This window comes from Bacteroides sp. 1001136B_160425_E2, from assembly GCF_015559655.1.
GTDB classification, from domain to species: Bacteria; Bacteroidota; Bacteroidia; order Bacteroidales; family Bacteroidaceae; genus Bacteroides; species Bacteroides luhongzhouii.
Genome location: NZ_JADMQH010000001.1, coordinates 465,354 through 487,270, shown reverse-complemented (window position 1 = coordinate 487,270; position 21,917 = coordinate 465,354). Strand labels below are relative to the sequence as shown.

General features: G+C 36.0%; 17 protein-coding genes and 1 pseudogene. 11 read left to right on the top strand and 7 right to left on the bottom strand.

The annotated features are described in order from the left end of the window. Positions 1-130: 130 nt before the first annotated feature. Positions 131-268: pseudogene (locus tag I2I04_RS01950) on the top strand (DUF4396 domain-containing protein); the annotation flags it as partial. A 2-nt stretch (positions 269-270) separates the two neighbouring features. On the opposite strand, the gene sucD reads toward I2I04_RS01950, so the two are convergent. From sucD to thiD, 3 genes are all read right to left on the bottom strand, one after another. Beyond that, a complete protein-coding gene (gene sucD, locus I2I04_RS01945; RefSeq protein WP_143258594.1) occupies positions 271-1,149 on the bottom strand; it encodes a succinate--CoA ligase subunit alpha in 879 nt (292 codons plus the stop codon). 224 nt (positions 1,150-1,373) lie between these two features. Continuing rightward, positions 1,374-2,261 (bottom strand): ACP S-malonyltransferase, encoded by an 888-nt coding sequence (gene fabD / locus I2I04_RS01940; RefSeq protein ID WP_195654140.1) that lies wholly within the window; start codon positions 2,259-2,261, stop codon positions 1,374-1,376. A gap of 50 nt (positions 2,262-2,311) precedes the next feature. Further along, positions 2,312-3,148: a bifunctional hydroxymethylpyrimidine kinase/phosphomethylpyrimidine kinase gene (gene thiD, locus I2I04_RS01935; RefSeq protein ID WP_143258591.1), complete on the bottom strand. Its 837-nt coding sequence runs from the start codon at positions 3,146-3,148 to the stop codon at positions 2,312-2,314. A 340-nt stretch (positions 3,149-3,488) separates the two neighbouring features. Between thiD and I2I04_RS01930 the strand changes: the two genes are divergently transcribed. The 4 genes from I2I04_RS01930 (at position 3,489) to xylE (ending at position 8,800) form a co-directional block, all read left to right on the top strand. Then, positions 3,489-4,220: an NUDIX hydrolase gene (locus I2I04_RS01930; protein ID WP_143258590.1), complete on the top strand. Its 732-nt coding sequence runs from the start codon at positions 3,489-3,491 to the stop codon at positions 4,218-4,220. Between the two features lie 105 nt (positions 4,221-4,325). Further along, positions 4,326-5,849, top strand: coding sequence for a xylulokinase (locus I2I04_RS01925; protein WP_195654139.1), 1,524 nt, complete (start codon positions 4,326-4,328; stop codon positions 5,847-5,849). 41 nt (positions 5,850-5,890) lie between these two features. Then, positions 5,891-7,207 carry a xylose isomerase gene (gene xylA / locus I2I04_RS01920; RefSeq protein WP_004295876.1) on the top strand — a complete coding sequence of 439 codons (1,317 nt, stop codon included), beginning with the start codon at positions 5,891-5,893 and terminating at the stop codon, positions 7,205-7,207. Between the two features lie 138 nt (positions 7,208-7,345). Further along, positions 7,346-8,800, top strand: coding sequence for a D-xylose transporter XylE (gene xylE, locus I2I04_RS01915; protein ID WP_143258589.1), 1,455 nt, complete (start codon positions 7,346-7,348; stop codon positions 8,798-8,800). Between the two features lie 527 nt (positions 8,801-9,327). Here the strand turns inward: xylE and I2I04_RS01910 are convergent. Genes I2I04_RS01910 through I2I04_RS01895 form a run of 4 tightly spaced genes read right to left on the bottom strand, consistent with a single transcriptional unit; the run spans position 9,328 to position 15,056 of the window. Next, entirely contained in the window at positions 9,328-9,990 is a 663-nt protein-coding gene (locus I2I04_RS01910; RefSeq protein WP_195654138.1) for a sulfotransferase family 2 domain-containing protein, read from the bottom strand. 32 nt (positions 9,991-10,022) lie between these two features. Continuing rightward, on the bottom strand, positions 10,023-11,501 hold the full coding sequence (locus I2I04_RS01905; RefSeq protein WP_195654137.1) for a TolC family protein: 1,479 nt from the start codon (positions 11,499-11,501) through the stop codon (positions 10,023-10,025). A gap of 33 nt (positions 11,502-11,534) precedes the next feature. Further along, positions 11,535-13,712: a peptidase domain-containing ABC transporter gene (locus I2I04_RS01900; RefSeq protein ID WP_195654136.1), complete on the bottom strand. Its 2,178-nt coding sequence runs from the start codon at positions 13,710-13,712 to the stop codon at positions 11,535-11,537. A gap of 18 nt (positions 13,713-13,730) precedes the next feature. Continuing rightward, on the bottom strand, positions 13,731-15,056 hold the full coding sequence (locus I2I04_RS01895; protein WP_195654135.1) for an HlyD family secretion protein: 1,326 nt from the start codon (positions 15,054-15,056) through the stop codon (positions 13,731-13,733). A gap of 240 nt (positions 15,057-15,296) precedes the next feature. Between I2I04_RS01895 and I2I04_RS01890 the strand changes: the two genes are divergently transcribed. The 6 genes from I2I04_RS01890 to I2I04_RS01865 all read left to right on the top strand — a co-directional run bounded on the left by I2I04_RS01890 (position 15,297) and on the right by I2I04_RS01865 (position 21,676). Then, complete coding sequence (locus I2I04_RS01890; protein ID WP_195654134.1) at positions 15,297-17,150, top strand: glycosyltransferase family 2 protein; 1,854 nt, start codon at positions 15,297-15,299, stop codon at positions 17,148-17,150. Further along, positions 17,143-18,093: a lanthionine synthetase LanC family protein gene (locus tag I2I04_RS01885; protein ID WP_195654133.1), complete on the top strand. Its 951-nt coding sequence runs from the start codon at positions 17,143-17,145 to the stop codon at positions 18,091-18,093. The genes I2I04_RS01890 and I2I04_RS01885 overlap by 8 nt, the downstream gene beginning before the upstream one ends. Continuing rightward, the gene (locus I2I04_RS01880) at positions 18,093-18,710 is read left to right on the top strand and encodes a hypothetical protein (protein ID WP_195654132.1); all 618 of its coding nucleotides are present in this window, start codon (positions 18,093-18,095) and stop codon (positions 18,708-18,710) included. Before I2I04_RS01885 ends, I2I04_RS01880 begins: the two co-directional genes overlap by 1 nt. A 7-nt stretch (positions 18,711-18,717) precedes the next feature. Then, entirely contained in the window at positions 18,718-19,374 is a 657-nt protein-coding gene (locus I2I04_RS01875) for a tetratricopeptide repeat protein (RefSeq protein ID WP_195654131.1), read from the top strand. Positions 19,375-19,616: 242 nt separating this feature from the next. Continuing rightward, positions 19,617-20,516 (top strand): DUF5030 domain-containing protein, encoded by a 900-nt coding sequence (locus I2I04_RS01870; RefSeq protein WP_195654130.1) that lies wholly within the window; start codon positions 19,617-19,619, stop codon positions 20,514-20,516. A gap of 20 nt (positions 20,517-20,536) precedes the next feature. Beyond that, positions 20,537-21,676, top strand: a complete 1,140-nt coding sequence (locus I2I04_RS01865; RefSeq protein WP_195654129.1) for an alpha/beta hydrolase family protein — start codon at positions 20,537-20,539, stop codon at positions 21,674-21,676. Positions 21,677-21,917: the final 241 nt, after the last annotated feature.

The window sequence follows — 21,917 nt, the reverse complement described above, 5'->3', positions numbered from 1 at the left end:
GAACGGCACGTACGGTGGTGTGAGAGGTCGGAAAACGAAAGTAGGAAGAAAGCTTTCGTTTTCCTCCTACTCGATTTAATCCTCATTATTATCTTCCTCGTCATCCACCATATTATTAAGTTCCAATTTAATTGTTTATTTTGTGCTATTCATCAATGAGTCATTGCCCAAAGATACATGGATATTCTGGTTTATGATGCAGTTGGCTATGCTTTTCGGTTTCTTCTGCGCTTATCCGATGAATGCTCTTCTTATAACTGCTTCTATTTTTTATTTCTCTTTTGGAGTTTGTTTTTTCAATAGTTTGGGTATATCCGAAGGCTCTTGTGCTACCTGGATACCAGCTGCTTCCAAAGATTCAATTTTCTCTTTTGCCGAACCGGAGCTTCCCGAAATGATAGCACCTGCATGCCCCATTTGTTTTCCCGGAGGAGCTGATTGTCCGGCAATAAATGCAACCACAGGTTTGGTTACATTATTGCGGATATATTCGGCTGCTTGCTCTTCCGCATTTCCTCCAATCTCTCCAATCAGGACGATTGCTTCTGTTTCCGGATCATTCTGAAACATTTCCAACAGTTGGCGGAAGTGAAGTCCTACAACAGGATCGCCCCCGATGCCGATAGCAGTGGATTGCCCCATTCCATTAGCTGTTAAGTGATATACAATCTCGTAAGTAAGTGTTCCGCTACGGCTGATGACACCTACTTTCCCTTCTAAAAAGACTTGTCCCGGTAAGATGCCAACCATGCTTTTTCCCGGAGAGATAAGTCCCGGACAGTTAGGCCCGATCAACATGGCACCTTTTTGTTCGGCAAACCGATGCGCCTTAATCACGTCCAGTGTGGGGATTCCTTCTGCAATGCAGACTATGATCCGGATGCCTGCGTCTGCTGCCTCCATGATAGCATCTGCCGCAAAACGTGCCGGAACGAAAATGATGGAGGTATTAGCTTTTGTTTGTTCGACAGCATCATACATGGTATTGAATACGGGGATTCCGTCCACATCTGTTCCTCCTTTGCCCGGAGAAGTACCCCCGACCACATTAGTTCCGTATTCTTTCATCTTCTTGGCATGGAAAAGCCCGTCTCTGCCGGTGATTCCCTGTACAATCAAACGGGTGGATTTATCTATTAGTATGCTCATAATTGCTTTATTTTTTAGTGATTTGGTACGTATTATGCTTTTAGAGCCATAAGAGCAGCCTCTTTCATCGTTGTGGCTATTTGGAAACGGCTGTAATTCCGTAACAGTTCCCGTCCGATATGTTCATTGGTTTTCTACCAATGGTTCTCATATATAAAAAAGCGTGTTGGCAATAGTTGCCAACACGCTTTTTTATATGAAGATGAAGTCTGTCTTACGGATATTTATGCAATACCGTGAGCATTGACAGTACCGTCAATCTTTTTAATCAATCCTTGAAGTACAGCACCCGGGCCACATTCTGTAAAATCAGTAGCACTGTCAGCAACCATATTCTTTACTGATTGTGTCCAACGTACGGAAGCAGTCAATTGAGCAACCAGGTTCTTTTTGATTTCTGCAGGGTCAGTGTGAGGAAGTGCATCCACATTCTGATATACCGGACATTTAGGAGTATGTACTTCGGTAGCTTTGATAGCAGCTTCCAATTCTACTTTAGCAGGATCCATCAATGGAGAATGGAAAGCACCACCCACTTTCAGCGGAAGAGCACGTTTTGCTCCGGCAGCTTTCATCAGTTCGCAAGCCTTTTCGATACCCGGTACAGAACCAGAGATAACGATTTGTCCCGGACAGTTGTAGTTGGCCGGTACGCAAACTTCGCCTTCTGCATTTACTGCTGCACAGATTTCTTCTACTTTCTCATCCGGCAATGCGATAATGGCGGCCATGGTGGAAGGAGTAGCTTCACAAGCTTTCTGCATAGCCATTGCACGTGCATACACGAGTTTCAATCCATCTTCAAAACTCAATGCGCCGGCAGCTACCAATGCAGAGAATTCACCAAGTGAGTGACCGGCAGTCATTTCCGGCTTGAAGTCGTCGCCCATGCAAAGAGCAGAAATAACAGAGTGAAGGAATACGGCAGGTTGAGTAACCTTTGTCTGACGAAGATCTTCGTCTGTGCCATCAAACATGATATCTGTAATGCGATATCCGAGGATATCATTTGCTTTTTCAAACAATTCTTTTGCTAAAGCTGAGTTTTCATACAGGTCTTTACCCATTCCTACAAATTGGGCGCCTTGACCGGGAAATACAAATGCTTTCATATTTTTATTATTTAATTGATTTTTAATTGCGGGTGCAAAGTTACGTATTTTTATGATACAACCGCACAAAATGTACACATTTGTGCAACGGAGTCCGGAAAATGCCATAAAGGGCCGTTGCCATGCCCGATATTCAATTCTTTTCCTGCGATAATGGCTTGAGTGATATATGCTTTCGCATGCTGGATAGATTCTCGCATGGGATAGCCTTTGGCAAGATAGGTGGCAATGGCAGAAGAGAGGGTACATCCCGTTCCATGCAGATTATGGCTTTCTATTTTTTTCTCTTCATATATATGGTAGATAAATTCGGACGTATGCAAAAGGTCGCACATATTGTCTCCTTCCAGATGTCCGCCTTTTAGTAAGATATTAGTCTGATAATCATCCGTCAGCATTTTGGCAGCAGCCTGCATATCCTGAATGTTGTGAATATTTTTACCTGTAAGTACTTTTGCTTCGTCAATATTGGGAGTGATTAATGTGACGAGCGGTAAAAGTTCTTTTTTGATTTCTTCTATCGCTTCATCTGTCATAAGTTTCCTTCCGCTGGTAGATACCATTACCGGATCGTAAACGATGTATGCAGGCGAATATTTTTGTAAACAGTCGGAAATTACACGAACAATTTGAATATCATTTATCATTCCTATTTTGATGGCAACCGGTTGCAGATCGTCCATCACTGCTTCTATTTGTCCGCGAACAATATCTGGAGAAATGGACTGTACGGCACGTACTCCCAGTGTGTTTTGTACGGTGATGGCAGTAATGGCCGATGCTGCATATCCTCCTAAAGCCGAGATTGTTTTTATGTCTGCCTGAATACCTGCGCCTCCCGAACAATCGGAGCCGGCAATGGATAAAATGACTGGATGACGTTCCATTTTAGTTTTTTTAATATTTACCCGACAAAGATAGAATAAAAAACGATAAGGTACAAAATGACATATCGTTTAAAATACAATAAGTATCTTTGCTGGTGTCTGTTGGAAAAGATATGAAAAGTACTGATAATAAAGCGTCAATCTAGTTTTTGTACTTTATACAATTACTCGTCCGTGGAAACACTAAAATACATATTGTAATTCGTAAGATAACACTAACTATTCATATTGTAGAATATATGATATGTATTTATATGAAAAACAATGTTTTATAGCATATTTCTTATTTTGTTTTGATGGGGTTTAGCATCTATATTTGCATCGTTTTAAAGAAATGGATATGCAAAATTTACAGAAAAATACACCTTTAGCAAACAATCATATATCAGTAGACTGTGTAGTGATTGGTTTTGACGGAGAACAACTGAAAGTGTTGCTTGTAAAACGTGCAGGTGAGGATAATGGAGAAGTATATCATGATATGAAACTTCCCGGAAGTCTTATCTATATGGACGAAGCCTTGGATGAAGCTGCACAACGAGTTTTGTATGAATTGACAGGACTTAAAAATGTGAATCTGATGCAGTTTAAAGCATTTGGTTCTAAAAACAGAACGAGTAATCCGAAAGATGTACGTTGGTTGGAAAGAGCCATGCAGTCAAAAGTGGAGCGCATTGTTACTATTGCCTATATGTCAATGGTAAAGATAGACCGTACGTTGGATAAGAATCTGGACGATCACCAGGCTTGCTGGATCGCTTTGAAAGACGTGAAAACATTGGCTTTTGACCATAATCTGATTATAAAGGAGGCAATGACTTACATTCGGCAGTTTGTAGAATTTAATCCTTCCATATTGTTCGAATTGCTTCCGCGTAAATTTACAGCCGCACAATTGAGGACCCTTTTTGAATTAGTATATGACAAAGCCGTGGATGTGCGCAACTTCCATAAGAAAATAGCAATGATGGAATATGTAGTTCCTTTGGAAGAAAAGCAACAAGGAGTGGCTCACCGTGCTGCCCGTTATTATAAATTTGATAAGAAGATATATAATAAGGTGAGAAGGTAGATTTTATTCAAGTATTAAGTATTAGGCGTTGAATGTTATAGTATTAATTGTCGGGCATTGAGCGTTAAATCGTAAATAGTAAATCGTTTAATCGTAAATAAAATTATGTTTCTATTAGGTTATGACATCGGTAGCTCGTCTGTAAAAGCGAGTTTGGTAAATGCTGAAACTGGTAAATGTGTGTCATCGGCATTTTTTCCGAAAACAGAAGCGAATATTATTGCAGTGAATCCCGGATGGGCGGAACAAGATCCTGAAAGTTGGTGGGAAAACTTAAAGTTGTCCACGCAGGCTATTATGACCGAATCCGGAGTTAGTGCCGCTGAAATTAAAGCCATCGGTATCTCTTATCAGATGCACGGATTGGTTTGTGTTGATAAGAATCAGCATGTATTGCGTCCTGCTATCATCTGGTGTGACTCTCGTGCGGTGCCATACGGTCAGAAGGCGTTTGAGACAATCGGGGAGGAGAGATGTCTTTCTCATTTGTTGAACTCACCGGGAAATTTTACCGCTTCCAAGTTGGCGTGGATTAAAGAAAACGAACCGGCCATCTATGAGCAGATTGATAAGATAATGCTGCCGGGCGATTATATTGCCATGAAGTTGAGTGGAGAAATCTGCACTACTGTTTCCGGACTTTCGGAAGGTATGTTCTGGGATTTCAAGAATAATCGGGTGGCTGATTTCTTAATGGATTATTACGGGTTTGATTCTTCTTTGATTGCAGATATTAAGCCGACTTTTGCTGAACAGGGACGTGTAAATGCAATAGCTGCCAAAGAGCTTGGACTGAAAGAAGGGACACCGATTACCTATCGTGCAGGCGACCAGCCTAACAATGCCCTTTCTTTGAATGTGTTTAATCCGGGAGAGATTGCTTCTACGGCAGGAACATCGGGAGTGGTTTATGGCGTGAACGGTGAAGTGAACTATGATCCGCAGTCACGTGTCAATACCTTTGCGCATGTCAATCATACCATAGATCAGACACGTTTGGGAGTATTGCTTTGCATCAATGGAACAGGTATTCTCAATTCATGGGTAAAACGCAACATTGCTCCCGAAGGAATATCTTATAATGAAATGAATGTATTAGCTTCCAAAGCTCCTATCGGCAGTGCAGGAATCAGTATCCTGCCGTTTGGTAACGGTGCCGAACGTATGCTGAACAATAAAGAAATCGGTTGCAGTATTCGTGGACTGGACTTTAATACGCATGGCAAACATCATATTGTTCGTGCCGCTCAAGAAGGTATTGTATTCTCTTTTAAATATGGCATTGATATCATGGAGCAAATGGGAATTCCTGTGAAGATGATCCATGCCGGACACGCTAATATGTTTTTGAGTTCTATCTTCCGTGATACTTTGGCGGGAGTCACAGGAGCTACTATCGAGCTTTACGATACGGATGGTTCCGTAGGTGCCGCGAAAGGTGCGGGCATTGGCGCAGGTATCTACAAGGATAATAATGAGGCATTTGCTACGCTTGACAAACTGGATGTGATTGAGCCTAATGTGGCAAAACGACAGGAATATGCTGACGCGTATGCAAAATGGAAATACCGTCTTGAAAAGTCGATGACCGGTAATATACCGGCTCCGGTTCTTTCTTCAGATAAATAATTAACAATTTAAATAATAACCATTTAAAAAATAAAAGAATTATGGCAACAAAAGAATTTTTCCCGGGAATTGAAAAGATTAAGTTCGAAGGTAAAGATAGTAAGAATCCGATGGCATTCCGTTACTACGATGCTGAAAAGGTTATCAACGGTAAGAAAATGAAAGATTGGTTGAGATTTGCTATGGCATGGTGGCATACTTTGTGTGCTGAAGGCGGTGACCAATTTGGTGGCGGAACAAAACAATTCCCTTGGAATAGTAATGCTGACGCTATACAAGCTGCAAAAGATAAAATGGACGCAGGTTTTGAATTCATGCAGAAAATGGGTATCGAATACTACTGTTTCCACGATGTGGACTTGGTTTCTGAAGGTGCAAGCATCGAAGAATACGAAGCTAACCTGAAAGCAATCGTAGCTTATGCAAAACAGAAACAAGCTGAAACTGGCATTAAGCTGTTGTGGGGTACTGCCAACGTATTTGGTCATGCACGTTACATGAACGGTGCAGCTACTAACCCTGATTTTGATGTAGTAGCTCGCGCTGCTGTTCAGATCAAGAATGCAATCGACGCAACTATCGAATTAGGTGGTCAAAACTATGTATTCTGGGGTGGACGTGAAGGTTATATGTCTCTTCTGAATACAGATCAGAAACGTGAAAAAGAACACTTGGCAAAAATGCTGACCATCGCTCGTGATTATGCTCGTGCCCGTGGTTTCAAAGGCACTTTCCTGATCGAACCGAAACCAATGGAACCGACTAAACACCAGTATGATGTCGATACAGAAACTGTAATAGGCTTCTTGAAAGCTCATGGATTGGATAAAGATTTCAAAGTGAACATTGAAGTAAACCACGCAACTTTGGCTGGTCACACTTTCGAACACGAATTGGCAGTAGCAGTAGACAACGGCATGTTGGGTTCTATCGACGCTAACCGTGGTGATTATCAGAATGGTTGGGATACAGACCAATTCCCGATTGATAACTACGAACTGACACAAGCTATGATGCAAATTATCCGCAACGGTGGCTTGGGTAACGGTGGAACAAACTTCGACGCTAAGACTCGTCGTAACTCTACTGACCTGGAAGATATCTTCATCGCTCACATCGCAGGTATGGATGCTATGGCTCGTGCATTGGAAAGTGCAGCTGCTCTGCTGAACGAATCTCCGTATAAGAAAATGCTGGCCGACCGTTACGCTTCATTTGATGGCGGTAAAGGTAAGGAGTTTGAAGATGGCAAGTTGACTTTGGAAGATGTAGTTGCTTATGCTAAAGCAAACGGTGAACCGAAGCAGACTAGCGGTAAACAAGAGCTTTATGAAGCAATTCTGAATATGTATTGCTAATTAAATCCACCACAGATTACACGGATTCTCACAGATTGATTTTCTTCTCTTTTATTTTGAATTTTATCTATGTCAATCCGTGAAGTCTGTGGTGATATATATCCAACTACTACAACACTACTTTATCTACTTATAACCATGATTAATACAACGAACGAAGGTAGTAAACTCTACCTATATTCGATAACCTCTGTCGCCATTCTGGGAGGACTGCTTTTCGGATACGATACAGCAGTTATTTCCGGTGCAGAGAAAGGTTTGGAGGCTTTTTTCCTTTCGGCCTCTGATTTTCAATACAATAAAGTAATGCATGGAATCACTTCTTCCAGTGCATTGATTGGCTGTGTACTGGGTGGTGCGATCTCCGGTATATTTGCTTCCCGTTTGGGACGTCGTAATTCTCTAAGGCTTGCTGCCGTACTCTTTTTCCTTTCAGCATTAGGTTCCTATTATCCTGAAGTCCTATTTTTCGAATATGGAAAGCCGAATATGGATTTGCTGATTGCTTTTAATTTGTATCGTGTTTTGGGCGGTATCGGTGTTGGACTGGCTTCTGCAGTCTGTCCGATGTATATTGCTGAAATAGCCCCTTCCAATATTCGTGGAACGCTTGTATCATGTAACCAGTTTGCTATCATCTTCGGTATGTTGGTAGTATACTTTGTGAATTTCTTGATTATGGGCGGACATCAAAATCCTATTATTCTGAAAGATGCGGCCGGTATACTGTCTGTTAGTGCTGAATCTGATATGTGGACTGTTTATGAAGGATGGCGTTACATGTTCGGTTCGGAAGCTTTCCCTGCCGCTTTCTTTGGCCTGTTGTTGTTCTTTGTTCCGAAGACTCCTCGTTATCTTGTATTGATACAGCAGGATGAAAAGGCTTATTCGATCCTTGAAAAGATCAATGGTAAGACAAAAGCGCAGGAAATTCTTAATGATATTAAAGCTACTGCTCATGAAAAGACAGAGAAAATCTTTACTTATGGAGTGGCAGTAATTGTGATCGGTATTTTGCTTTCTGTATTCCAACAGGCTATCGGTATTAATGCGGTACTTTATTATGCTCCTCGTATTTTCGAAAATGCAGGTGCAGAAGGAGGTGGCATGATGCAAACAGTTATTATGGGTATTGTAAACATTGTCTTTACATTAGTTGCAATCTTCACTGTAGACCGCTTCGGACGTAAGCCACTATTGATAATCGGTTCTATTGGTATGGCTGTAGGTGCATTTGCGGTAGCAATGTGTGATAGCATGGCAATAAAGGGTATTCTTCCGGTACTTTCAGTAATTGTGTATGCAGCATTCTTTATGATGTCTTGGGGGCCGATTTGCTGGGTGTTGATCTCGGAAATATTCCCGAACACCATCCGTGGTAAAGCGGTGGCAATCGCTGTGGCATTCCAATGGATATTCAATTACATTGTATCTTCTACTTTCCCTGCACTGTACGACTTCAGCCCGATGTTTGCATATAGTTTATATGGTATTATCTGCGTGGCTGCTGCTATCTTTGTTTGGCGTTGGGTACCTGAAACGAAAGGCAAGACATTGGAAGATATGAGCAAGCTTTGGAAGAAAAATAAATAAATTAGGTTAGTGTAAATTCATCATGTCATTATGACTTTGGTCTCTTGGCATGGTTCTATTAAGATTATGACATCGTACCAATGGTATGGTGTCATAATTGTTTTTATTTGAAGCTTTGGGGAACAGTTGTAAATTCAGGGGATGTGGTTTAGGGGAACTCTATCTCCTAAGAATAGATTCGTAACGGGGGCGGAAATGAATAAAAGTTTTTTCAACTTTATGGTAGGAGGATTACGCATCAAAATTATGCTCACAACCGTAAGTCATAAACCAAAATTAAAAAGTATCAAAAGGAAAATTGTGAAATAATGGCAGTTGATAGTGTGGATCATGACTTTTTTAAAGTAAAGCGTAAGGTTCCGTTCTTTATAAAGCGATTATCACATCATAAACCTAGTGAACCGAATCCTAAATATGAGTTAGAGGTATTTCAATATGTTGCGAAATGGATAAACCAAACGAAATTTTATTAATACCACATTAACTACTTAGGATATTATTCGTGGCAGTTAATGTGGTACAAGATTTTATATGTATTTTGTTGAATTTAGTATCTCATAATCAGCCCTATATAGTTCACGGATCTCATTAATATATTCTTCGTTATCTAGCTTAAAGTCAACATGTGTTGAGTTTTTGAGTCCATATTGTATAGGAACATTGTATTTCTGTAGAAATGTATCCAGTTTTTTTATTGGTACAATAAAGTCAACATCGTCTGGGGAGTAAAAATCAGATTGTCTGCGTATATGTTCGTCTTGAAGAATAATATATTTTTTGTCCAATTCAAATCTGACGAACATCATGAAATGATCAAAAGTGGGTTCTCTATATAAGTCTAAGAAATGGAAATAATGTCGATAGTGTTTTTCTAGACAAAAATATTTGTAACATGATACCAAGCGTTCTACCGGGTCTCTCCAAACTGCAAACTTGATAACTTCTTTGCCTCGTCCTTCTATGTAACTTTCATAAGGAGACAAAAAGCCGCTTTGTGGACATCCTCCAATCCATTTATGTGTCCTATCTTCATCACGCATGATATAACCGGTCTTGCCATAAATGGCTAAACTTTGTAAATAAGTGATCGCGTTTTTTGAGATAGCTACAAATGCTAAGTTATAATTATCTATCTCACAAAAATATTTCCCTAGGTAAGGGGTTGAGTAATTAACAGATGAAAGTCTCATAACTTTATGTTTTAGATATTGTATATAAATATTTAATCATTAACATTGGAGAGTAAATCTTTTAATTCAATTTGTTTAGTAAAGTCATACAATGTTGCTTTTCTTAAAGTGCAGAAACTGTCCCATACATTTTGTATTGCATTATAATATTTTTGCATCGCACTATATTGTTCTTGTTGTGCAGAAGCCAACTCATAGACAGAAACTTTTCCGGAACGGAATTTGTGACTTAAAAGGAGGTATTGTTCTTGCGAGAGTTTGTAGCTTTTTGTAGCTACAAACCATAGGTTTATATTATGATTATAATTTTCTACTATATTTCTGACATTATTCTCAAAATCGGCTTCTGCTTGGTCTATCTCTATGATACTACTTTGATAGTTGTTTTTTGCAATTCGTAATTTATTCCGGTTGATTCCCCACTGAAAGATCGGAATCTGAACCCCAATTACAATTCCTTGTGTATAATCAGGTTTTCTGTAGGCATCAATAAAACGATCAGCATATTGATTCAATCCGTAAGTAATGTTTATATTTCCATTAAAACGATTATCCATTTTTGCAGTGAATAAAGTTTGTTCTGCTTTTAATCTTTTCTTCTCTTGGGATAAAACAAACGGGTTATTCTGACGAGCATAGAAGGATGCCTGTTTCTCGTCTATTTGCAGAGGCAGGTTGAAGGGTGGTTCCATAACTTCTATTTTATTGTTAGTCCATTCCATTTTATTGAGGAATATAGCAAGTTCTCTTAATGCTTTACGATAATTTTTTGTTGAATTCTCGAATGCATATTGATTATTAAGCTGTTGTAATTCCACTTGGTGATATTCATATTCAGTGAAATGTCCATTATCAAGTAAAGCTTTGCTGACAATAAGAAGAGAATCTGAAATCAGGAGATTTTTGTGTGATAAATCGGCTGCGAGTTTACTTGCAAACAAACTCATGAATAAATTTACTGCTTGTATCTGTATGTCTGCTATTTCCGAACAATATTGTTTCATAGAATTGTTATATTGTGCATATTGTATGCTCCGTTGCTTTTTGTAATTGTACAAACCTCCGATAAAAGGTTGTGAATAATAGATATTAAGAGGATTACTGCCAAAACGATCTCTGTGATTTGAGAACTCGTGCAAATAGTTTAATCGTGAACTGATGTTCAATTCTCCTCCTGTGATACCTATTTTCTGTCTAATAGCTATCTGTGTACTACTATTATTGGAGTAATCTTCTATATATGAATAGTTTCCATCTGTAGAATTTTGCATCAATTTCAGTGATCTGTTAAAATTTACAGGATTTAATGAGAAAGCGACAGAAGGCAGAAAATCTTTCTTGTAATTTTCATATTCAAGTATTGTATTTTCATAAGATAATCTAATTTTTTGTGCAGAAGGTGAGGACAGACACCATTCATTCATAACTTGTTCCAATGATATTTGGTGAGTTTGCCCGTATAAGAATATAGGAACAAATAGTATCCATATTGTTTTCCATTTATAGCTCATATCAATTCGTTCAAAATAAAATAGTTAATATTATTATGATTGAGAGGAAACCAGTTTGTAATATTCGCCTTTTCTAGCCATCAGATTCTCATGATTACCTATTTCTGCTATTTTTCCTTGATGTAATACTATGATTTGGTCAGCATTTCGTATGGTACTCAATCTGTGTGCTACTACAATGACTGTTCTGTTTTTAAAAGCCGCGTTCAGAGCTTCTACAATCTTTTTTTCATTAATAACATCTAATGAGTTAGTAGCTTCGTCTAGAAATAGAAAATCCGGTTCTCGGTATAGTGCACGAGCTATTAATAACCGTTGTTTTTGTCCGCCACTTATTCCTCGGCCTCTTTCTCCGATGACTGTTTCATATCCTTTGGGCATGCCATTGATTTCTTTAGCTATTTGTGCCATTCTACATACTTTATGTAAGCGCTCGTAGTCAATATGTTCGTCGTCCAGCACAATGTTAGATAAAATGGTATCGTTGAATAATTTGCCATCTTGCATGACTACTCCACACATATTACGCCAAGTACGCAAATTGATACTTGATATGTTCATATTACCCATTTTTATTTCTCCATAAGTTGGTTTGTAGAGTCTGACTAATAATTTGAGTAAAGTTGATTTGCCACTACCGCTTCCTCCTACAATAGCTGTTACTTTATTTTGAGGAATAGTCAGAGATATATTCTTTAGTACTATTGGTGCATTGGTATTATATTGGAAGACGATATTAGAAAGCGTGATATTTCTATTTTCGGGGAGGATAGAAGTGCTTCCTACCGAAAGTAATTCTTCTTCATCTTTAAGTTGCTTGATTTCGTTCATACGCATAAAGCTTATTTTAGCATATTGTGCGGAAACAATGAAACTAATGAATTGAGTCAGTGGGCCATTTAGCATACCTATAATGAACTGGGTGGATATCATGACTCCAAATGTGATATCTCCTTTGATTACTGCACCTGCACAAAAGAACACAATCGCCATATTCTTTATATTTCCGATGAATTGTGCTCCTAATTTTTGGGCATTTGTGATGTTTAATACCCTTTTGTTCACTCGGTATAATCTAGCTTGTATTTCTTCCCATTTCCATCTTCGGTATTTCTCATAATTATAAATTTTGATATCCTGTATAGCGGATACTGTTTCTACCCAATAGCTTTGATCTTGTGATACCAATTCAAAGTATTCCCAATCTAGTCTTTTTCTGATCCGGAGAAATAGTAATACCCAAGCTACATATAAAATAGATCCAGTTAGAAATATATAGAATATAATTGAATTATACACTAATAGTATGATACTAAATATGATAAATGTAAGGGTTGAAAATATTAACGATAATGAATTATTCATGATGAAATTGCGAATGCGTTCATGATCTCTCGCTCTTTGTAAGATATCTCCTAGTAGTTTATTTTCGAAAAAAGTAACTGGTAGTTTCATGAGTTTTATCAGATAATCAGATATTAAAGCAATATTAACTCGTGAGGTGATATGCATCAGCACCCAGTCACGAATGACATTAAATATTGTTATACTTAAGAGTATACTGATATTTCCAATTAAAACCATGTGTATAAAGTTTACATCTGATGACTTTATACCAACATCAATAACAGCTTTGGAAATAAATGGTAGTATTCCTTGTAATAAAGTGACTACCAACATAATAAAAAATATAGTAGCAAAACTGTTTTTATAAGGGATGAAATAACGTAAAATGCTAATAAAACTGTTCTTCTCTATTTCTTTCTCAACTTTACTTCTTTTGAAATCAACAGTAGGCTCTATGGCTAATAATACACCGAGCGTTTCTTCTTTTTTATACCATCCAGCTTTGAATTCTTCATGAGTATATTTTATGCGTCCTTTAGCAGGATCAGATACCCATATATATTTTTTGTCTGCATGATATATTACAATAAAGTGTGATTCCTTCCAAAAGAGAATAGCTGGAAAAGGTATCTGGTTGACGACATCTTCTAATGTACATTTAATAGCCAATGTACGTAATCCAATACTTTCTGCTCCAATACTTAAATCTGCTAATGAAACTCCTTGTTTGGTTATTCCACATTGGTCTCTAAGATATTGCAGCGAATAGAATCGTCCGAAATATTTAGCTATAATTTTCAGACAAGCCGGGCCACAGTCTTGTGAATCCATTTGATAGTCAACAGGAAATCTGTGTAGTATCATCGTATTATCGTTTTAAATTTATTGTTCAGATTTTGCTTTTAAATTGTCGAAGAGTCTTTCTATGAGTCGTTTGGGTTTTGTAATTATTTCTACTGTTCCTTGTGACTCGAAGTCAAGATCTAAGGTTCTACCAAAATTCGTTTTTAGACCTTCTGGAAAAGATATAAGTACACGATAGACGTTTTCTTCATCCATAGCTCCGTTAGAGCTTTGTTTGATCTTATTGGCTAGGCGGGATATGGAACTAACTTGTCCTTTGATAAGTCCGTATTCCATGTAAGGATAATTGTTGACTTTTACATTGGCTGTCTGTCCCACCTTTACTTTTCCAATGCCATATGAAGGCATTATAACTTCTCCTACAATCTCATTTTGATAAGGGAGAATGGAGAATAACTCTTGGTTGTTTTGTACAAAATAATTTTCTCTCCAAAATCCTAAATATTCCATTTGTCCGTCTATGGGGCTTACCTGTAAATATCGTTTCTTCCACGTATATATCATGTTCTCTAGTTGGGATTTGCTAGCCGATAAATCTTCTTTCAATTTCTCCAGCTTCTCCTGTTCCTCTAATATATATTGTTGTATTTGTTGTTCATTTCTTTTAATTTGGGCTATATGTGATAGTTTGCTGTTATGCAGCTCCTTGTATGCGTTTTGCATATCGTAAAAACTACTTTGTTGGCGGTTGTACTCTTGTTCACTGATGGCCTTTACTTCATATAGTGCGCTGTCTTTGCTTAATAAATCAGCTTCAATTTTTAATTTTTCAGCTTTTAGAAACAGTTCTTTATCTAAATTTCTTATAATATCAGTATTAATCATATTTTGTTCCTGAAGGCTATTACACATAATTTTGTAAATATCGGAGTGTAATGCCCGGTAATATTGAGTATGAGTGATTATAAAAGAGTTGAATGAAGAGCTGACTTCTCCCAATATGATTCCGGAGAAAATAGGAAAATCTTCAAGCTTCTTTTCATTATATATATTTAGAAGAGAGTCCACAATTAGAATATCTTGATAATTTGCTTCATTATCTATATAGGCTATAACTTCTCCTTCATTTACAGTCGTTTTATTTTCGTGTAACAGATGCAGTCTACCGGAAGTATTAGCTATCAGCCTGATAGGAGCCAATTGGGCAGTAATGGATATTTGTCCATCTACAGTATCTGGATATTTGATGATAAATCCTAATATAAAAATGATTGTAATTAGCAAAGATGTTAATATAATGGCATAAGTTGCCCCCTTGGTGGGCATTCTGTCTATGATGGTTTGTACTTCTTCGCTGCGTTGTATGACTTCTTTGTTTTCTTTTTCTGTTTCTTGTGTTTCCATATAATATAGCTTTGTGTATAACTGTTGCAAAGAAAGATTATTTTAAAATAGAAGAGGGAAAATTATTATCCAATAAAGGAAAAATCCTATTCATAAGATGATCTTTTTTATTTACTTGTTGTTTCTCTCTTCTATTTTTATTAAAATGAACAGATATTTTCCTTTTTTGAATGGGTATTTTCCCTATTCCCAGAAACTTATTACGACTTTTGCAGATATAAAAACACACACATTAATATTATGAATACATTCTTTTCTGTAATAATGCCTACTTACAATCATTCTTCTTTTATAAGACGGGCTATTCTTAGTTTGTGTAAACAGACTTATCCCAATTGGGAACTGATTATTATCAATGATGGTTGTACAGATGAGACGGAGATGTTTATCTCTGATTTTTTGGACGATGAAAGAATCGTTTATATAAAAAATGAGAGTAATCAAGGATTAGGTCACGCCTTGAATCAAGGTATTGAAGCTGCGAGATATAATCTGATTGCTTATTTACCTTCCGATGATTATTATTTTGAGAATCATTTAGAGACAATAAAGAAGTTTTTTGAACAAGATAAAGATGTAGCGCTTGTATATACAGGGGTACGTTATGATGCTGGTGATTCTTTATTTAAAGCAAACGATACTGAAAGTAAAGGTATTCGTAAAGGTTTTGAAATGCAATTGGTACAGACAGCCCATAAAAAGGTTAACGAACGGTGGGTAGAACGGTCGGAATGGATAAGTGATGATTTGTTTGCTATGTATTGGAGGAAACTAACAGTTTATGGTTCTTTTACAAGAGCTTCTGATATTACTTGTTTTTGGACTTCTCATCCTTATCAACGCCATTCGATAATAAGTGAGAAACATGGTGGAGGATTGAATAGAGTAAGAAACTTTTATAAAATACAACATCCTATACGAATAAGAATTGCAAAAGAAAAGTTCTGGGATGAGTATGAATTGTATTCTGATTTTAAGAATATTACCCCTATTGTAGAAGAACAAGAATCTTTGAAAATATTGATAGTTGGTGAATTAGCTTATAACCCTGAACGCATTTTAGCTTTGGAACAAGCCGGACATAAATTGTATGGACTGTGGATACCAGAACCTAGATGTTGTATTTCTACAATAGGTCCTCTTCCGTTTGGTCATGTAGAAGATCTTTCCAATAGTAATTGGCAAGAAGAAATAAAAAGAGTACAACCGGATGTAATTTATGCTCTATTAAATTGGGAGGCAATTGCATGGTCATGCAGTGTTTTAAAAGCTTTTCCTGATATACCTTTTGTTTGGCACTTCAAAGAGGGATTGTCAGTCTCTTTGCGTGCAGGTAACTGGGATAAGCTGATATATTTGTTTGTGCATTCTACTGCAAGAATCTTTTTGAATGAGGTTGTTAAGAGATGGTTTGAACAATTCATTCCTTCCGATGGACTATTTCTCATTATGGATGGAGATTTACCGAAGCTAGATTATTTTAAAGAGAATTTTTCTTCTAAACTATCTTCTAAAGATGGAGAAATACATACAGTTGTTGCTGGTAGAATGTTTGGAATTTCGGATCGGGAGTTGGATATATTGGTAAAGAATAATATTCATATACATCTGTATACCGAAAACTATCATGCTGCCAAAGCAAAACAACTGGCTCATTATTGTAGAAAGTACCCTCATTATTTTCATATTCATCCTCATTGTCCTCCTGTTCGTTGGACGGAAGAATTTTCTAAATATGATGCTGGTTGGTTACATTGCTTGCGTAGTGATAATAAAGGCAATTTATTAAAAGCCACTTGGGATGACTTGAATATACCAGCAAGAGTCAGTACTTATGCTTCTGCTGGCCTACCTATTATACAAAGAGATAATTCGGGAAATATAGTGGCGGTGGAAGAGTGTTTGCGACGACTGGATATAGGCGTGTTCTTCAGTGACTTTTATGATTTATCAAAAAAGTTGAGGGATAAAGAAAGAATGAATATTTTGCAAGAAAATGTTTTGAAAGAAAGAAAACAGTTTAGTTTCGATTATCATATTCCAGAGTTGATATCATTATTTAGAGAAGCTATAAAAAAGAAAAAAAATGGATAAGTTGATGCGGAAGATAGCCAATACGGTTGTTGCAAATTTGGATAATACAACAGAGATAGGGTTGTTCAAAGGTAAAATGGGGCTTTCAGTCTTTTTGTATGCGTATGCAAAATATTCAGGAAGCAGTGTTTATGAAAATATAGCCGATCAATTGATAGATGAAATATATGCCCGAATTAAGCCAAATATTTCACCGAGTTTGATTGATGGGAGTGCTGGGATTGGTTGTGGATTGTGTTATTTATTGCAGAGCCATTATATAGAAGGAAATCCGGATCATGTTTTGCGTGATTTGGATAAACAGTTGTTAGATAATGCAGAAGCCATAATAACAAAAGAATCGACATCTCCAACCCCTGTCTTTTCTTCTGGAGTATATTTACTTTCACGTTTATCTCTTTGTAATGCGGAACAGAGACAGAAGAGGATTATTGAAATGATAGATGTTGGCATCTTCTTTATGTGGGAGGTGGTACAAAGGAAAAATTTTGTGCCAAAACTTTCATTTTTAAATTCTATGTTTTTAGTCTATTACAGGCTTTCTAAAGAGAATATTGAGACAGAGAATGTGAAACAGTTACAAAAGGATATGCTTCGTCTTTCTATCAGCGCGATAGAACAACAACAATACCAATTATCCGATATTATATTGTTGAGATATATTTTGAAATTAATTTCAGATGGTGATTACATTGATTATAAGTGTCGTTTGGAATCACTATTATTGTCTATAGGAATTGATACTTCTAATATAGAAGAGTGGAATAATATTTTGTGGTGGTACTTTGTATATGGCATATATTTTTTAGATTATTCTTTAGAAGATATTACAAATTATGTTGATCAGAAGATGCTAGACTATTCATTTGATATTGATATTATCAATAATCAATTTGCAGTACTAGGACTTATGTTGTTAGATTTAAATAAAAATGTAATATAATGAAAAAAGTAGGTCGATTGAATTTTCTTGAATTAAAAAATGTGGTAAATATTATAGATAAAGAATCGCAGAAGGAAATTATAGGTGCAGGGGCGGGAACAATAGATGATCCTTTTACAATGGATGAATTTGATTATATGCTTAATTATGGTACATGGAGTGGAGGATATGTAGCAGGTATGGGATTTGTGTTACCTGAATTAGAGTGTACATACAATAAAACTATTTATAAGCATTATGATGAAATACATTGGCGGTATGATCTAGTAGAAGGTGTTGGAATAAGAGCAACATATGGAGAAGATGTTTATACTCGAATTGAGAATGGGTATTTAACTATAGCTGCTAATATTACTAATCCTACTATGCAATATAATATGCTAGCACAAGTTGTAGTACGTGTAGATGGCGAAGAGAGGGAGGTCTTTAATATGGAAGTGTTTGATTCTTATTATGGGACATATGGAAAAACTCCATTAGGTAGTATAACTGTTGATTTAACAAAATACCATGGACATGTACAAGTGATAGTCAAGACAAGTGGTTCACAGGGTGATTCCTACTCGGGATATTCAAGTATAAATGGAGAACAAATAATATACGATAATTATAGATAAGATATTTATGAAACGAATAATTATTATAATCTTTTTAATGCTCTTTCTTCACGAAACTATATGTAATGGGCAGATAATGATGGCTGTAGTAAAGAATAATGAAGCTATGGCATTTTGGATGAAATCTCAAAGAAAAAAAGATATAGGGAAAGTAATTCATTTATTGAAAGAATCGATAGCTATTGATTCAACGTATAAATTAGCTTATATAAATACGGCTCAATTTACAACAATGTTGGGTGATATAAAAGAAGCTATAAATGTTCTAGAACTAGCAATAAAACATTATCCAGAAGATGCTAATTTGTATTTTGTGAAAGGGGTGCTACTAGCTAAATTGAATGAGAAAGCTCTTTCGGATGAGATGTTTGGGAAATCAATTACTTTATTTGAAAAAGAATTCAAAGAGACTAATAAACCTTCTCTTTTATCTAGTAAAGCAATAGTTAATGCTTTTAAAGGAGATAAAAACTTGGCTATTATAGAGTTACTTGCTGTGCAGAACTTTTTTTATGATATAACTTTTAATCCCTTTGAATTAAGAATGCACGAATTAGAACTTAAACATATTTCAAAATTTGATAGAAGCAGACAAATTAAAGAATTTTGGGATCCATATTTCAAAATAGATAGCAATGAGTTTGTAATTGATTACGATCGATGAATTTACTTTTTATTTGTATAAATAAAACACTAATAGCATATAGTATGAAGCGATATAATTTTTGATAATAGGTTGTGAATTATATGGTTTAGTGATTGTCGAACAAGTGAAAAAAATGATTTGAATATTAATTCTTTCTCAAAAAATGAATTCATTTAACCAAAAGAAATCTTTGAGGGTTATGAATATTTTGGAATATATTATGAGAAGGATGGTAGGGACTATTATTATTGATATATAAAATGCGTATAAATAGTTTGTTTTTTATTTTTCTCTTACTTTGTTTGAGAATATATTCTCAGAATAGAGAATTTGTTTGTTCTGATACTATTTCTGTAAAAGAGATGATAGAGAATTTTCAGGAGAGGAAGAATGTGAAATCTCCCATTGAATTTTATGATTATATATGTGGTGTAAGCGAGACAAATATGACTAGATTAGTGATGTCTCCTTTCAAAATAGGACATTGTGATATTGCTATGGATAATTGTCACGCAGTGTGGGAGCTATTTCACTCTCAGTTAATTTTAAAATCGATTCTTCCTATTGGAATAACCGAAAAAGAAGCAAATCAGTTATTTTCAATGCTTGTTGAAAAATATGGTGGTAATCACGAGGAAGGTATATTGGCTTCGTGGTTTACAGGATCATTGGATATTTTGGATTGTCCTTATGAATTGTTTGGAGAATGGGTTTCAAAAGAAAAAACGACATTGATAATACAAAAAGGACATATTGTATCACAGAAGTCTTTTTGTATACCTGAAAGAACGATCTCTCATGATAAGAAAAAAATATTTATTAACGATGGGTGCTGGGAACAAAATCTGACAGATATTAGTTGTCTGGAAGTCTTTGTCAATAAGAATATAGAGTCTACTTATACACTTTTCAAGAAGTCATACTCTTTATTGCTTTTTACAGACCTATCGGGTAGATCTTCAATTTATGTGCTCGAACCGGAAAAATTGAGCTGGTTAGATGAGAGAATTATAAAACGACTTAAAGCAGCTATTCAGTTATTGCCTGTTAGGAGTTTTGGTTATCTGGAAACATTGAGTGGAAGGAGATTTCAAGGACGCTATCTGAATGCGACTTATACCTATAGAGAGGGTTGGATGTTAAAAGATTATATACATTGAACTTTATCATAAAATCTGTCATGAGCAAAAAAATATATATATTCTCTGAAAGGTTTATTCTTATCTTGCTTCTAAGTTTATTGGGCTATTTGGGTGTTTATGCTCAAAATAGTTCTTCTGAATTCAATTCATTGAGCTATGTTTTGGAAGAATTTTCATTTTCTGATATGACAGAGAAATTAAATTTGAAAGGAACATTAATTCTTCCTCAAAAAATGAATTCATTTACAAAAATTGTGATATTGGTTGCTCCCCCTTTTCCTATATACCGTGATTATGATGGTTTATTCTCTACATTGGCTGATGTTCTGGGAAGAAATGGAGTTGCTACATTGCGCTTTGATAATAGATCCTATTCTGATAAAGCTCTTTTACCCAGGCAAGAAACTGTAACAATGTATAATCAAGCAGATGATGTGCATAATGCTATACTCAACCTACGTAAGGATAAACGTTTCAATCATAACCCTATTGGCTTATTGGGACATAGTGAGGGAGGCTGTAGTGTAGCAATAGAAGCCTCTAAAAATAAAACTATAGATTTTGCTATCTTTCTATCAACATGCGGTATAAAAGGCGTTGAATTTGCATATGATCAGACGGCTATGCCTTTAATGTTTAATGAAAGGATAGATAGCATTGTTAAAGAAAATATGCTATTAAGTATGAGGAAATATCTCGAAATTGTGGATAGATATGACTCTTCAGATTCCATAAGAATATGCATAAGTCAAGCAGTCAAAGCATACTATAATTCAGTGCAAAATAAGAAAGAAGTTTTTGGTAGAAGTACCTTACAAGAAATTAGTGAAACTATATCTTGGACATATACAAGGCCTAGATTTATGGCTTTTGTTAAATATGATCCTAAAAAATATTTTTCAGATTTATCTTGTCCCGTTTTAGTAATGTGTGGTAAAATGGATGGAGTACAAGATTGTGAGAAAAACTTGGGAGGAATAGCCCAAATATTCAAAGAGAATGGAAAAAAGGATTATGAGATATTGGCTATTGATAGTGTAAATCATGGATATCGGAAAGTAAAAGCTCTTGTTCCTATGTTTATAGAACAGATATCTTCTCATAATCCTCGAATGGCAAAATCGAAGTTTGCTATTGACGTTTTTCAACGTATTGCTGATTGGATAGATGAGCATTAACAGAATATGGATTTTATATAGTCGTTTAACACTGGATAATTTTTATGTAGGATGAGCTTAAATAAAAAAATGTAACATAATGAAAAAGGTAGGTCGATTAAGTTTGTTAAATCTAACAGATAAATGTAATCTTATTGATAAAAACACTCAAAAATGTCTGATTGGTGGTGGTTCAGGAACACCTGACGATCCTTTTACTGAAGAAGAATATAATTATTTATTTTATTCAGGTCAATGGCAA